This window comes from Caproiciproducens galactitolivorans (genome assembly GCF_029266045.1).
Classification (GTDB): Bacteria; Bacillota; Clostridia; order Oscillospirales; family Acutalibacteraceae; genus Caproiciproducens; species Caproiciproducens galactitolivorans.
Window position 1 is genome coordinate 116471 of record NZ_JAJUFJ010000002.1, and the last position, 13740, is coordinate 130210.

The 13740-nt window shown below is 48.0% G+C and carries 15 protein-coding genes and 1 other annotated feature; of the genes, 2 read left to right on the forward strand and 13 right to left on the reverse strand.

The window, feature by feature from the left end; translation table 11 throughout:
* Window positions 1–30 precede the first annotated feature (30 nt).
* Both P9B68_RS03025 and P9B68_RS03030 read left to right on the forward strand, forming a co-directional pair.
* On the forward strand, window positions 31–1404 hold the full coding sequence (locus tag P9B68_RS03025; protein ID WP_135657743.1) for an oligosaccharide flippase family protein: 1374 nt from the start codon (window positions 31–33) through the stop codon (window positions 1402–1404).
* Window positions 1405–1470: 66 nt separating this feature from the next.
* Window positions 1471–2289 carry a putative ABC transporter permease gene (locus P9B68_RS03030; protein WP_135657741.1) on the forward strand — a complete coding sequence of 273 codons (819 nt, stop codon included), beginning with the start codon at window positions 1471–1473 and terminating at the stop codon, window positions 2287–2289.
* Window positions 2290–2343: 54 nt separating this feature from the next.
* On the opposite strand, the gene P9B68_RS03035 is transcribed toward P9B68_RS03030, so the two are convergent.
* From P9B68_RS03035 to P9B68_RS03095, 13 genes are all read right to left on the reverse strand, one after another.
* Window positions 2344–2718, reverse strand: coding sequence for a RidA family protein (locus P9B68_RS03035; protein WP_277668435.1), 375 nt, complete (start codon window positions 2716–2718; stop codon window positions 2344–2346).
* 49 nt (window positions 2719–2767) lie between these two features.
* A complete protein-coding gene (gene ilvA / locus P9B68_RS03040) occupies window positions 2768–3970 on the reverse strand; it encodes a threonine ammonia-lyase (protein ID WP_135657737.1) in 1203 nt (400 codons plus the stop codon).
* 32 nt (window positions 3971–4002) lie between these two features.
* Window positions 4003–4491, reverse strand: coding sequence for an acetolactate synthase small subunit (gene ilvN, locus P9B68_RS03045; protein ID WP_135657735.1), 489 nt, complete (start codon window positions 4489–4491; stop codon window positions 4003–4005).
* Between the two features lie 12 nt (window positions 4492–4503).
* Window positions 4504–6174, reverse strand: coding sequence for a biosynthetic-type acetolactate synthase large subunit (ilvB, locus tag P9B68_RS03050; protein ID WP_135657733.1), 1671 nt, complete (start codon window positions 6172–6174; stop codon window positions 4504–4506).
* Between the two features lie 59 nt (window positions 6175–6233).
* Window positions 6234–6467: a binding site (T-box leader), on the reverse strand.
* Window positions 6468–6544: 77 nt separating this feature from the next.
* Complete coding sequence (locus P9B68_RS03055) at window positions 6545–6844, reverse strand: DUF2087 domain-containing protein (protein WP_135657731.1); 300 nt, start codon at window positions 6842–6844, stop codon at window positions 6545–6547.
* Between the two features lie 250 nt (window positions 6845–7094).
* On the reverse strand, window positions 7095–7358 hold the full coding sequence (locus P9B68_RS03060) for a hypothetical protein (protein WP_135657729.1): 264 nt from the start codon (window positions 7356–7358) through the stop codon (window positions 7095–7097).
* 253 nt (window positions 7359–7611) lie between these two features.
* Entirely contained in the window at window positions 7612–7992 is a 381-nt protein-coding gene (gene dhaM, locus P9B68_RS03065) for a dihydroxyacetone kinase phosphoryl donor subunit DhaM (RefSeq protein WP_135657727.1), read from the reverse strand.
* A gap of 19 nt (window positions 7993–8011) precedes the next feature.
* Entirely contained in the window at window positions 8012–8635 is a 624-nt protein-coding gene (dhaL, locus tag P9B68_RS03070) for a dihydroxyacetone kinase subunit DhaL (RefSeq protein WP_135657725.1), read from the reverse strand.
* A gap of 113 nt (window positions 8636–8748) precedes the next feature.
* Window positions 8749–9738, reverse strand: a complete 990-nt coding sequence (dhaK, locus tag P9B68_RS03075; RefSeq protein ID WP_135657723.1) for a dihydroxyacetone kinase subunit DhaK — start codon at window positions 9736–9738, stop codon at window positions 8749–8751.
* A gap of 55 nt (window positions 9739–9793) precedes the next feature.
* Complete coding sequence (locus tag P9B68_RS03080) at window positions 9794–10147, reverse strand: DUF1667 domain-containing protein (protein ID WP_135657721.1); 354 nt, start codon at window positions 10145–10147, stop codon at window positions 9794–9796.
* Window positions 10144–11412 (reverse strand): NAD(P)/FAD-dependent oxidoreductase, encoded by a 1269-nt coding sequence (locus tag P9B68_RS03085; RefSeq protein WP_135657719.1) that lies wholly within the window; start codon window positions 11410–11412, stop codon window positions 10144–10146. The genes P9B68_RS03080 and P9B68_RS03085 overlap by 4 nt, the downstream gene beginning before the upstream one ends.
* A complete protein-coding gene (locus P9B68_RS03090; RefSeq protein ID WP_277668436.1) occupies window positions 11405–12856 on the reverse strand; it encodes an NAD(P)/FAD-dependent oxidoreductase in 1452 nt (483 codons plus the stop codon). Before P9B68_RS03090 ends, P9B68_RS03085 begins: the two co-directional genes overlap by 8 nt.
* Before the next feature lie 147 nt (window positions 12857–13003).
* Window positions 13004–13720 carry an MIP/aquaporin family protein gene (locus P9B68_RS03095; RefSeq protein ID WP_277668437.1) on the reverse strand — a complete coding sequence of 239 codons (717 nt, stop codon included), beginning with the start codon at window positions 13718–13720 and terminating at the stop codon, window positions 13004–13006.
* Window positions 13721–13740 lie beyond the last annotated feature (20 nt).

Sequence of the window (13740 nt, forward strand, 5' to 3'; positions counted from 1 at the left end):
ATTAACAAAGAAAATAAAGGTGTTAATCAAATGAGAAAGCGTGTATTTTACATAAACGCCGCTATTCTGACCTCCAGCTCCGTACTGCTCCGCCTGAGCAATATCTGGTTCCGGATGTTTATCTGCTCGAAAATCGGTGCGGCGGGCATGGGGCTGTACCAGCTTGTCCTGTCCGTTTTCTTTCTCGGCATCACCCTGTGTACCTCGGGAATCGGGCTGGCTGTTACCCGCTTGGTTTCCGAAGGGCGCGGAACAAAGAGTTCCGTGCGGCAATGCACACTCTGTGCGCTGGCACTGAGTTTACTGGGAGCGTCGGCGCTGTTCTTCGGCGCGGATTTCATCGCGCACTGGTTCATCGGGAACGCATCGGCGGCCATGCCGCTGAAGCTTTTGGCGCCTGGCCTGCCCTTTATCGCCATCTGCTCCTGCCTGAAAGGCTATTTCCTTGCGATACGGAATACGCTGGTTCCCGTATGTAGTGATTTTCTGGAACAGTTTGTGACAATCGGCGCCTCCCTGCTGCTGCTTTTTTCCATGAGCAACGCGCTGGACGCGCTGATGCTCGGTTCCACTATTGGCGAAGTGTTCGACTGCACCTTTATGATCGTGCTTTATCATCTGTTTGCTAACCGGAACAAGCTTTCCAAAGCAAAAAGCAGCGGTGTGTTCCAGAGCATCCTCCATATCGCCGGGCCGATCCTATTCGGTTCCTTTTTCCGAAATCTATTAAGCAGCACCGAAAACATGCTGATCCCGAAGGGGCTGAAAAAATACGGTGCCGGCGACAGCGGCGCGCTAGCGCAGTACGGCGTGATACAGGGGATGGTTATGCCTATTCTTTACTTTCCCTACTCCTTTTTAACGTCCCTATCCATGCTGCTCATTCCGGAAATGGCGGAAGCCAACGCCGAAGGAAAGCAGAAGGCCATCCAAAGGGTCGTGGAAAAGGCGTTCCGCTGTACGCTCATGTTTTCGTTTTTCATTTGCTCGCTGTTCATCTTTTTTGCGGACGATCTTGGCATGCTGTTTTACAAGAGCCGCGAGGTCGGGAATATCCTGCGGATTATGGCCCCGATTGTACCGCTGATGTACCTCGACAGCGTTGTGGACGGCTTGCTAAAGGGTCTTGACCAGCAGATGTATTCTTTGAAATACAATTTCAGCGATTCCATCATGCGCGTTATCCTGATTGCCGTATTTGTGCCTATGTTCGGGCTGCGCGCCTATATCACGGTGCTTTTCCTGAGCGAAATCTACAATGCCTCGCTCAGCATCAACCGCCTGCTGAATGTGACCACATTGGAAGTAGATATTTGGGAATGGATTGTTACCCCTGCGGTCGGCGCGGCTCTTTTGTACTATATTCTCCTTCTTATCCAAAAAGTATCCTTTATTTCCATTTGACAAACCTCCACAGAAAAGATACACTATTAACGATTCAACATAGTCTATTCAGGACGGAGATAGGAAATGGAGAATTTCTGGATCTTGTTTTTATCGTTTACCGTATACAGCTTTTTGGGCTGGCTGACTGAAAGCATCTTTTGTTCCATCCCTGTCGGAAAATTTATCAACCGGGGCTTCCTCAACGGCCCATTCTGCCCAATATACGGTGTGGGCGGTATTGCAGTAATCTATATTCTGACTCCGGTAAAAGATAATATCCTATTGCTTTACATAGCAGGGGTATTCCTTACATCCACGCTGGAATACCTGACCGGGTTCGCGCTGGAGGGGATTTTCCACACGAAATACTGGGATTATTCCGAGCACCGGTATAATATCCAGGGAAGGGTCTGCCTGCAAAATTCGCTTCTGTTCGGCGTAATGTGCGTGGTTGGAATGCTTTACGTGCACCCCCTGCTTATGCGGATGCTGCAGAAAATCCCTTCGGACATCCTTCCCTGCATTGCTTGCTTGTTTATCCTGTATTTCTTCTGTGATACTACGCTGACTGTGTTCACAATTCTGCGGTTCAACGGAAAGCTCGATGAAATCCAGCAGGCCATTGACGAATTCCGGGAAAAAGCCTCCGACCTTAAAACGGAGAAATTCGAGAACATTCAGACGGCAATCGGTTCGCTGATTGACGAGGACCGGAAAGCCTTCTATTTGAAAACCCTGAACGAGCTTTACGAGAAAATGGATAAATTGGAAACGGAAATCAAATTTTTCCAGCGCCGCTTCATTCAGGCTTTCCCAACTATGAAATCGCTTCGGAACAACGAATCCCTTCAGCGTGTAAAAGAGGCGATTCAAAATAAAACCCGAATTATAAAGCGAAAATAGACAAAGGCATGCGCCCTCCGGATATCCGGAGGGCGCATGCCTTTAAAGGAAGACTTAATCCAAAACGGCAGTCACTTCAACCTCTACCAGAGCGCTTTTGGGAAGCTGTTTTACAGCAACGCAGGAACGCGCAGGTTTTCCGGTGAAGTATTTCTCATAAACCCCGTTAAATGCAGCGAAGTCAGACATATCCGCAAGAAAGCAGGTTGTCTTTACGGCATTTGTGAAATCCGCACCGGCTTCTTTCAAGACCGCACCGATATTCTTCATGACCTGCTCGGTCTGCACGGTGATATCACCCTGTGCAATCTCGCCCGTGTCAGGAATAATCGGAATCTGTCCGCTCAGAAAGAGCATTTTCCCGGCGACAATCGCCTGGGAGTAGGGTCCGATTGCGGCTGGAGCATCCTTTGTGGAAATGACTTTCATTTTGTTTTTCCCTCTTTCTTTATTTTAATATATTTATATAAGCGAATACTCAGTTGGACTGTACGATATGGTATCCGGCTTTGACAATCGCTTTTCGGATTTGCGCCAGATGTTCATGGTTCCTCGTTTCCATGCGAATATGCAAATAGCAGTCGTTAATTCCCGTATTTTCACCGCTGCGGTCATGGTGAACGCTTACCACATTCGCGCCGAGGTCGGCAATAATGGAGGAAACCTCCTTGAGCTGGCCTGGTTTGTCAACCATCGAGAGAATAAGGTCGCCGGAGCGCCCGGCCTTGAGAAGCCCGCGGCTGATAACCCTGGAAAGGATGGTCACATCAATATTCCCGCCTGAGAGCAAGCATACCGCCTTTTTCCCTTTTACGTCAACCTTGTTGAACATGGCCGCCGCAACGGAAACCGCGCCGGCTCCTTCGGCAATCAGCTTATGCTGCTCAATTAGCGTTAGAATCGCCGTGGCAATTTCGTCCTCCGTAACGGTAACAACCTCATCGACATATTTGCTGCAAAGGGCATAGGTCAAATCACCCGGGCATTTTACCGCAATACCGTCCGCAAAGGTAGACACACTAGAAAGGGCTTCTACCTTCTTGTCGACCAAAGCCTGCACCATGCTTGGAGCGCCGCAGGCCTGCACGCCATAAACCTTGCATTTGGGATTCAGGGATTTTATAGCAAAGGCTACGCCCGAAATCAGCCCGCCACCGCCCACGGGTACGATCACCGCGTCCACGTCTGCAAGCTGGTTCAGGATTTCCAGCCCGATCGTCCCCTGTCCGGCAATAACCTGCTGGTCGTTGAACGGGTGGATGAAGGTGGCGCCGCTTTCCTTTTGCAGGTCGCACGCCTTCTGATAGGCGTCATCGTACACGCCCTTTACAAGGCAGACCTGCGCGCCGTAGCTTTTCGTTGCCTCCACCTTGGAAATCGGGGCGCTGTCGGGGATGCAGATGAGCGACCGGATGCCGCTTTTCGCCGCGGCAAGAGCCACACCCTGCGCATGGTTTCCGGCGGAACAGGCGATTACGCCCTTGGTTTTTTCCTCCTCCGACAGTTGGGAGATTTTATAATAAGCACCGCGCACCTTGAAGGAGCCGGTAATTTGAAGATTTTCGGTTTTTAAGTAAATCTGGCTTTCGGGGTTGATAAGCGGTGCATGAATCAGCGCCGTTTCTCGAATCACATCTTTTAAAACATAGGCCGCATGATAAACTTGATCTAACGTAAGCAAGCTGACATCCCCAATCTTTTTATTTTGTCTTATTACTTCATCATAGCCATTGCGCCTGTGCGAAGAATTTGCAGCACATGATACGGATTGTACAGTTCAATAAAGGAATTTAATGTTGTCGCGTCCCCTGTCAGTTCCATAATCATAGAATCCTCCTGGACATTTAAAATATTGGCATGGAACACATTGGCAATGCTAACCAGCTTTTCGCTGTTTTGCTGATTGCGCGCCACCTTGATCAACAGATGCTCGCGCACAACGGCTTGCTCCCTGTCCAGAACCGTTACCTCTTCTATATCGACCAGTTTGCACAGTTGTTTATCGACCTGGCGCACAATCCTGTCGTCCCCCGATACGACAATCAGAATGCGGGAGTATTCCGTGTTTTCGGTTTGCGCCGCAACGATACTTAAAATATTGTAGCAGCGGCGGCTGAACAATCCGGAAATCCGAAGCAGTACGCCCGGCGTATTTTTTGCAAGCACGGATAAAACATACTCTTTCTCATTGCTGTAGCTCATCTTGCACACTCCTTACATTTCCAGAATCGGCTCTTCTACGGAACTGCCCGCCGGAACCATGGGCAACACATTGATATCCGGGCTGATATGGCAGTTGATCAGCGACGGCCCCTGATAAGCCAGCGCTTCCTTCAGTACCGGCTCGATTTCCTCTCTGCGGCTGATGGCAAACGCCTTTATGCCGAACGCTTGGGCCAGCATTTCAAAATTCGTGGCGCTGTCCAGCGTGGTCTGGGAAAAACGGTTTTGGTAAAACAGCTTCTGCCACTGGCGGACCATACCGAGCACGCGATTATTGAACACCAGTTCAATGACCGGGATGTTATACTGCGCCAACGTTGCCAGCTCATTGCAGTTCATGTGGAAGCTGCCGTCCCCCGCAAGATTGATTACGCGCTGATCCGGGTTCGCCACCTGCGCGCCGATTGCCGCGCCAAGCCCGTACCCCATGGTTCCCAGCCCGCCCGAGCTGATAAAATGCCGGGGCGTGCGGAAGCGGTAAAACTGCGCCGCCCACATCTGATGCTGCCCGACCTCGGTCACGATAATCGCCTTGGAATCCGTTAGCCGGTCGAGCGTTTCGATGACTTCCTGCGGCAGTACCTCCCCTTCGGATTCGGCCATCTGTTCAAGCGGATACAGATCCTTCCATTCCGCGATCTGTTCCAGCCATCCCTTGTGCTGGCACTGGGGAAGAAGCTGATTCAGCCTTGCAAGAATTTCCTTGGCATCGCCCTTCATTTTTAAATCGACTTCAATATTTTTATTAAATTCCGCCGTATCAATATCAATCTGAATAATCGGGCAATGCTGTGCAAACAGGTCCGCGTTGCAAAGCACGCGGTCAGAAAAACGGGTGCCAATAGCGATCAATAAGTCACAATTTTTGATGGCAAGTGCCGAGGTGTTCGTCCCATGCATTCCCAGCATCCCGATATAGCGCGGATCCGTCTGGTCAAAACCACCCTGACACATCAGCGATGAGGCAACCGGAGCGTCCAGAAGATCGGCAAACTTTTTCAACTCTCCCGAAGCCTCCGAAGCGATCACCCCACCGCCCGAATAGATAAACGGCCTTTCGCTTTTTTTAAGCATTGTAAGCGCCTGCTCGAAGCGCTCATCATAGGGGAAGTCGCCTTTCGGGGCCGGTAGCGGCGCATGCGGAATATATTCATACTTCTGCGCGGTAACATCCTTTGGAATATCCACCAGCACCGGTCCCTTGCGGCCTGTTCCCGCGATTAAAAACGCCTTTCGGATGGTATCCGCCAAGTCCTCAATATGTTTAACAAGGAAATTATGTTTCGTCACCGGCATGGTAATGCCCGTGATATCCACCTCCTGAAAGCTGTCCAGCCCCAAAAGCGCGCAGCTTACATTTCCGGTAATTGCCACCATCGGTATGGAGTCCATATAGGCAGTAGCGATGCCGGTTACCAGATTCGTTGCACCCGGACCGGAGGTCGCGATGCAAACGCCGGTTTTCCCCGTTGAACGGGCGTATCCGTCCGCCGCGTGCGCCGCACCCTGTTCATGAGCGGTACGAATATGGCAGATTTTATCCCTATACTCGTAAAGTGCATCGTAAATGTTGAGTACGGCTCCCCCCGGATACCCGAATACGGTATCCACGCCCTGCTCAAGCAGACATTCCATCAGGATTTGTGCTCCCGTTAACTGCATTTCTGATTCCTCCTTAAAACATTCTTCCGTTCTGAATTAAAAAAGCCTTCGCCTCTAATCCTAGAGGCGAAGGCTTTCTCCGCGGTACCACTCTAATTCGCCGCCAAAGCGGCATCTCATATGCATCCAACAATGCACTCTCGCTTAACGGTGAGAAACCGGGCGTGCTTACTAATTTCTGTTCAGCTGCCTGCTCCGGGGTGATATCCTGCAAATACCTGCACCGCTTTCCACCAACCAGCGGCTCTCTGTGAGCGGGTTAAGATGCATTCCGTCCCCATCTGCGCATTTCATGAGCTATATTATATTTATTATAGAATATGGTATTCAAGCTGAATTGTCAATAGTTTTCTTGAAACCAATTTAAAAATCAATCGTTTTCTTTAAGCCAATAAACGCTTCCGTCACTCATCCGAGCCAAGTACCCCAGGTCGATCAGACCGCGGCGCAAGGTGGAATGATCTTCCGGATAAATCTGCTTTAAAATACCGTTGACTTCCAATTCGGTATATTTTTTTCCTTTTTCAAACTGGCCGGCTATTTTTTTATAGATAACCGCTCTTTTCTTTGCCTTTGACGACAGGACTTTCAATTTTAACGGTTCAAGCGAACTGAAAACATTCTTTAAAATTTTCTCTTCCTCTTCCGGAGCAATCGTAAAATCTTCCATTTTTATCCTCCCGGCCTGTTTTTATATACGATTTTACACCCGTTTTTCAAAAAGTCAAGCGCCAGGAGGTGCTATAAAGCCCGTCTGTTTCGCGGAAGATGCTTATTTTTGCTTTGAAAACGAAACGGGAGGATTGTTGAAAAGATTTAGCCCGCATTTTGGTCACCGCTAAAGCTTTTTGAACTCCCGGATATGCCGGAAGTTTTCGTTATACAAAAAGAGAAAAGCCCTCGAAAAGGAGGGCTTTTCTTTAGCGATTTTTATCAGAACCGGTTTTTGGATCAATCGGGGTATCGGCTTCCAGAGGGCTTGTTTTCCAACTATCGTTTTCATTCCGTTTATTCTCGACACGATTCGGTTGGTACGAGCTTGTATCCGTATTCGCATCTTTCTTGTAATCGGGATTTTTTTCCGCTTGTCCAATGCAGTTCGCGTCTGTAATAAAATTGCATTTTTTTGTATCGTCATCGGATATTCCATTCACATTTGTTGGAAAAGTATATTTTTTACTCATAATAATGCTCCTTTACATTATAGTTTAATAGGATTCAATGTAAATCCCAATTCTGTAATATTCCCTGCTTCATGCCGTTTATCCGTCCCATTTTCCTGTAGCAAGATCTTGCCGCAAGCAGTAAGCTTTAAATGAAATGAAAAGAAAAAATTGCGCTTAAATAGCAGCAGGCGCACCGTTCAAAGAACTGGCGCGCCTACTGCTATGGTGTGTGTCGAAACATGGAATAAGTAAAGGAGTAATCAAATTTAAATCAGAGCTTTTTCTCTGAAGTGGATTCCTGTGCAGCCTGAATAATATCCTCCATACTCTCATTGGAACTGGAAGCGATCGCGGCCACAACAGCGCCCTCAACCAGAGGGCAGTCAATCATTTTAATTTTTCGATCGGGCATACTTTCAATAACCATTTCCGCCGTCATTACGGCGCTGCCCATATCCATAAGAATTACAACGCCGTCATCGGAATAAACCGAATCGACAGCCTTAACAATCTTTTCAAAGCTGGTTCCCAGCGAACCATCATCCAAACCGCCGGCGGCCGCTACCGGCGCCTCGCTGGCCATCATACCAGCCAACTCCGCGACGCCCTGCGCAAGCTTTTCACTATGCGATACAATTACAATTCCTACCATATATTTTCCTTCCTGCTTCTCAAAGCGAACTTTGAATAACCTTTAGCATCAAGCAGGCAGAGGTTGCGCCCGGATCCTGATGACCGATACTTCTTTCACCAAGATAGCTGGCTCTTCCTTTGGTTGCAATGATGGTTTTTGTATATTCTACGCCTTTTTCAGCTGCTTCTACACCTTTTGAAATAGCAGCTTTAAAATCGTTGTTTTCCTCGTAACTTTTTTTCATTGCATTATAAGCGGGAATTAACGCGTCGAGCATCGTTTTTTCACCCTCATGCGACTTTCCACGCATTTTGATTCCTTCAATTGCTGCTTCCATTGCATTCAGGAAATCATTGCCGTCCATTTCGTTTTTCGCTCCGATTGCCGCGCCCGCTCTCATAAACGCTGTACCGTAAAGCGGCCCGGAAGCTCCGCCAACCGTTGAAACCAATGCCATTCCAACCGCTTTCAAAATAGAACCGATGTCTTTATTAGAGAAATCAGACAGTTTTTTCTCTACCTCTTTAAATCCACGCGCCATGTTAATCCCGTGGTCACCGTCTCCAATCACATTATCCAATTCTGTCAAGTAGTCTTTATCCATTTGAATTTGTGTACTGATCTTTTGAATGATGTCAATTAATTTTTTACTGTCCGTCATAATTACATTTCCTTTCAAAAGCAACATGATTCCCTATTCTTAACAAACTATATATATGCAGACAGATAAAGAATATGCGGCGGAACGGAAAGCTCCGCCGCTTTCCAAATTTTTTATTCTTTAAAGGCCGGCGTGTCGGCTTTCGCGTCGAGCAGTTCTTTTAACTCATCGTCTAAGCGCAGCAACGAAATGGAGAAGCCCGCCATTTCGAGGGAGGTCATGTAGTTGCCTACAAAGGTCTTATAAATCTTAATTCCTTTTTCGGTAAGATAATCATGAACCTTATTATTGACAATAAAGAGTTCCATTAGGGGGGTTGCGCCGGATCCATTAATCATAACAGCCACTTCTTTATCGTTATAATCAATGTCCGCCAATATCTTATCAAGAAGCGTTACGGCGATTTCATCGGCGCTTTTGATTTTTTCTTTGTGCGTACCTGGTTCCCCGTGGATACCAATGCCAATTTCCATTTCATCCTCGTTGAGTTCGAAACCAGGTTTTCCAGCCGCGGGAACAGTACAGGGAGTAAGCGCCATTCCCATGCTCCGCACATTGTCAACAACCTTTTGCGCTACGCGGTGGACTTCATTCAGATCTGCGCCCGTTTCCGCCTTCGCACCGGCAATTTTGTGAACAAACACCGTACCGGCAACGCCGCGGCGCCCGGTCGTGTAAAGGCTGTTTTCCACGGCAACATCGTCGTTTGTTACGACATATTGCACGTCAATACCGTCAGCCTGTGCCATTTCAGCCGCCATTTCAAAGTTCATAACATCGCCCGTGTAGTTTTTCACTACCATCAGGACGCCCTTATCCGTGGCGATCGCTTTAATTCCTTCGTAAATCTGATCAGGAGTGGGTGAAGTAAATACTGCCCCAGCCACAGCGCAGTCAAGCATACCTTCGCCTACATAACCGCCGTGGGCCGGTTCATGGCCACTGCCGCCGCCGCTGATTAGCGCAACTTTGCCTTCTTTCTTATGCGCCCTAACCACAACATTTCCGCAATCCAGCTTTCGCACATGATTCGGATAGGCTTTTACCAAGCCTTCAATCATTTCGCGCTCAACATTTTCGACGCAGTTAATTAGCTTCTTCACAAAAATACCTCCTGTCAAATATTTTAATTCCTAAATACGGCTTTATACCGTATTCTTATTCAACGTCCCTCGTCGCAACAATATCAACCGACGTACCGCACACATTTTTAATGACGACCTCGCCAATGTGAACCGGACGCATTACGTAGTGATTTGAAATCTCTTTCAGACAATCAAATATCTTACTTTTCTCAATCGGTTTCGACGTTTTTACGGAAAGGGGTTGATCGGTTCCACAAATATGCATCAAAGCGGTTACCATTCTTGTAGGAACGGTCAGTTCCTCCTGAGCATATTTTTTACCGATATTGCAAGTAAATCCTTCGATGGAAAGAATTTTATCTCCATCCAGTTCGGCTGTGATCCTGCAGCCCATCGGGCAGCCGATGCAAGTAATTTCTTTTATCATGACTGCTGCGCCTCCACTCTAACAGTGATTTTGTCAGCATTTGTATTTTTCCGGAGATATTCCGGGCTGAACTTTAATGTAACCATTTCGCCGGGGGTAAGGATACGGCTCTTCTTTGTAGCCACCTGAACATCCCCTACATCAATGCAAACCTGCGCATCCTTGAAAACGCCTCTCGGACGGAACATAATGGTGATCGGCTCATTGAGATCCTTTGAAATATGCTGCGGTACAGCACCGGAAACACCGAATCCGTTCTCCACTTCAAGGGTATCTTCTTCTCTGCTAAGCTGACCTTGTACATATTTATATGCGTTGGCACCTGCTTTTGCAGATTCTTCGGAAACGTAGTCAACCAGATCGTGAACATGCAGAACGTTGCCGCAAGAGAAGATGCCTTCTACCGACGTTTCCAGATTCTCGTTCACTTCGGCACCATTCGTCGCCGGAGAAATTTTAACGCCAGCCATCGTGCTCAACTCATTTTCAGGAATCAAGCCAACCGAAAGCAGCAGGGTATCGCATTCGAAATACTGCTCCGTACCCGGAATCGGCTTCAGGGTCTTCGGATCAACCTCTGCAACCGTAACTCCTTCCAGACGCTCTCTTCCCGCAATATCAACAACCGTATGGCTGAGAAGAAGCGGAATGCCATAGTCATCGAGGCATTGAACAATATTTCTCTTCAGTCCGGCAGAGTAAGGCATCAATTCGACGCAAGCCAAAACTTTGGCGCCCAAAAATGTCATTCTGCGGGCCATGATAAGGCCGATGTCACCGGAACCAAGAATAACAACGCGTTTGCCCGGCATTAATCCTTTTAAGTTTGTAAATTTCTGTGCCGTACCGGCGGTATAAATACCGGAGCATCTCCAGCCCGGGGTACCAAGCGACCCTCTCGGACGCTCGCGGCAGCCCATGGCAAGAATAATGGATTTAGCCTTAAAGTGTTCCAGACCGGCGCCACGGCTGACCGCTGTAACAACCTTGTCCGGAGTGATGTTAATAACCATGGTGTCGCACTGGGCGGGAATGCCGTATTCGAGCACCTTATCAATATATCTCTGTGCATATTCCGGACCAGTAAGTTCTTCTTTAAAAGTATGCAACCCAAAGCCGTTATGTATGCACTGCTTGAGTATGCCGCCAAGATTTTCTTCTCTTTCAAGAATCAGAATATCTCTGCAACCCGCTTCGTAGGCTGAAATTGCAGCCGCTAAACCAGCGGGACCGCCGCCAATAATCAAAATGTCAACATTACGCATTTTCATTATCCCCTTTCTCAAAAAGGTAGCTTTCAATATACTTGGAGTTTCCTCCGAACTTTGTCACCTCAAGCGGGGATATATGAAGCTCTTCACATAATATTTCCACGGTTCTTGGTGTGCAGAACCCGGCCTGACATCTGCCCATTCCGGCTCTGGTTCTTCTCTTAACTCCATCTACCGATCTTGCACCGACCGGTCTACGGATTGCTTCTCTGATTTCCGCTTCGGTTACTGTTTCACATCTGCAGACAACCTTGGCGTAATCCGGGTTAATGGAAATTGCTCTTGCTCTCTGCTCGTCGTTCATTTCTCTGAACTTCGGAATCCCCTTGCGAATCGGATTGAAGTTTTCGTTCTTGTTCGCGCTAAGCTTGTCAGCAATCATTTCAGCAAGGTACTGGGCGATTGCCGGTGCGGAAGTCAAACCCGGGGACTCGACGCCTGCCGCGTTGAAGAACATCGGGGCATCCGGAGCTTCGCCAAGCACGAAATCGTTTCTGTCACAGTGGGCACGCAGACCGGAGTAAGTCGTAATGAAGTTTCTCATCGGAATGTGTTCCCATGTAAGGCTCGCAAATTTCAAAACCTTTGCAAGGCCTTCTGCTGTGGTTCTTGTATCAGCCTTATCGTCAATATCTTCCGCAGTCGGCCCAAGGAGCACAGTCCCGTCAACGGTCGGCGTAACCAAGATACCTTTGCCCATCTTCGTTGGAAGCTGGAAGATGGAAGCATGGAATGCGTCCGCATATTTTTTGTCTACAATATAATATTCGCCTCTGCGGGGGACAATTGAAATCTTGTCCTCGGATACCATGTTGTTAATGACATCTGAGTAAAGCCCGGCGCAATTCACAACTGCCTTTGCCGTAAAAGTACCGGCTTTGCTTATAACTTTCCAACCGCCTTCTACTTTTTCAATCCCTGTAACCTCTGCTTGGCGGTAGAAAGTAACACCGTTCATTGCCGCGTTCTCTGCGTATGCCTGTGTCATTTCGTACGGGCAGACAATCCCGCCGGTCTCAACCAGCAATGCTTCATACGCTGTAGAGCCAATGTTCGGTTCTCTTCTTCTAAGTTCATCCTGTCCAATAATGCTTAGACCCGGAACTCCGTTTTCAATTCCCTGTTGCAGTAATTTTTCAAGTTCAGCGTGGCCATCAGGGCCAAAAGAAACAACTAAAGATGTATTGCGCTTATGGGGAACGTCCAGTTCCTCGCAAACTTTGTCGTACATTTTATTGCCTAAGACATTGAACTTTGCTTTCAGCGTGCCCGGTTTGGCATCATATCCGCCGTGGATAATGGCGGTATTGGCTTTACTTTGGCCATTGCTGATATCATCGGTCTTTTCAAGCAGCGCTATGTTCAGCTTGTAACGGGACAATTCGCGTGCTACACCGCAACCAACAACGCCTCCGCCAATGATAATTACATCCATCATTTTGTGTACACCACTCTTTTAATTATTTAGGATTTTTAAAATAATGCAGGGGCAGACACGATTGTTGCCCCTGCAAATATTCTGTGAATTTATCGCTATGTATTTACAAGGTATGCCAAATAATATAACCTAATAAATAGCGTTATCCTACCACGGAATGGCCGCGAACAAGAACGCAGCGACAAGGCCGCCAATGATCGGCCCAAAGACAGGAACTACGAGGCCATAGCTGAAATCAGAATCTGCCTTATCTTTAATCGGGAGGATCGCATGAGCAATGCGGGGACCAAGGTCACGAGCAGGATTCATTGCATAACCTGTGAGACCGCCTAAGCACATGCCGCAAGCAGCGATAATGCCCCATACGAAGAAGTAGTTAACACCTGCATCAGCAGCACCCTTTACATTGCCGAAGCCGAGGAGTGCAAAAACAAGTACAAATGTTGCAACTGCTTCTTGGAAGATATTGCGTCCGATGTTGCGGATGGACGGACCAGTGCAGAAAACGCCGCGCTTTGTCGGGCCATCTTCTGTAGCGTCAAAGTGATCTTTAAAGGTGATATAAACGAGAATAGCACCTACAAAGCCACCTAACATTTGAGCAACAACATAGCCGGGAACCATAGCCCAATCGAACTTGCCGATTGCTGCCAAGCTGATGGTCAGCGCAGGGTTAAAGCTGGCACCGGAAGCCGCACCAAAAATGCAAGCAGGAACCATAACTGCGAGACCCCATCCAATGCCAGTCTGAACGGTACCGGCACCTTTTTGTCCAGATTTTGTCAAACTTACGTTGCAGCAGCAGCCATCGCCCAGGAGAACCAATAGAGCCGTACCTAAAAATTCAGCTAAATAAGGTAACATATCCATACACCTCAATCTTT

Bases quoted from the DNA above. Each gene is read 5' to 3' on its own strand.
- P9B68_RS03025 (WP_135657743.1), top strand. From the start codon at position 31: ATGAGAAAGCGTGTATTTTACATAAACGCCGCTATTCTGACCTCCAGC.
- P9B68_RS03030 (WP_135657741.1), top strand. From the start codon at position 1,471: ATGGAGAATTTCTGGATCTTGTTTTTATCGTTTACCGTATACAGCTTT.
- P9B68_RS03035 (WP_277668435.1), bottom strand. From the start codon at position 2,718: ATGAAAGTCATTTCCACAAAGGATGCTCCAGCCGCAATCGGACCCTAC.
- ilvN (WP_135657735.1), bottom strand. From the start codon at position 4,491: ATGAGCTACAGCAATGAGAAAGAGTATGTTTTATCCGTGCTTGCAAAA.
- ilvB (WP_135657733.1), bottom strand. From the start codon at position 6,174: ATGCAGTTAACGGGAGCACAAATCCTGATGGAATGTCTGCTTGAGCAG.
- P9B68_RS03055 (WP_135657731.1), bottom strand. From the start codon at position 6,844: ATGGAAGATTTTACGATTGCTCCGGAAGAGGAAGAGAAAATTTTAAAG.
- P9B68_RS03060 (WP_135657729.1), bottom strand. From the start codon at position 7,358: ATGAGTAAAAAATATACTTTTCCAACAAATGTGAATGGAATATCCGAT.
- dhaM (WP_135657727.1), bottom strand. From the start codon at position 7,992: ATGGTAGGAATTGTAATTGTATCGCATAGTGAAAAGCTTGCGCAGGGC.
- dhaL (WP_135657725.1), bottom strand. From the start codon at position 8,635: ATGACGGACAGTAAAAAATTAATTGACATCATTCAAAAGATCAGTACA.
- P9B68_RS03080 (WP_135657721.1), bottom strand. From the start codon at position 10,147: ATGATAAAAGAAATTACTTGCATCGGCTGCCCGATGGGCTGCAGGATC.
- P9B68_RS03085 (WP_135657719.1), bottom strand. From the start codon at position 11,412: ATGCGTAATGTTGACATTTTGATTATTGGCGGCGGTCCCGCTGGTTTA.
- P9B68_RS03090 (WP_277668436.1), bottom strand. From the start codon at position 12,856: ATGATGGATGTAATTATCATTGGCGGAGGCGTTGTTGGTTGCGGTGTA.
- P9B68_RS03095 (WP_277668437.1), bottom strand. From the start codon at position 13,720: ATGTTACCTTATTTAGCTGAATTTTTAGGTACGGCTCTATTGGTTCTC.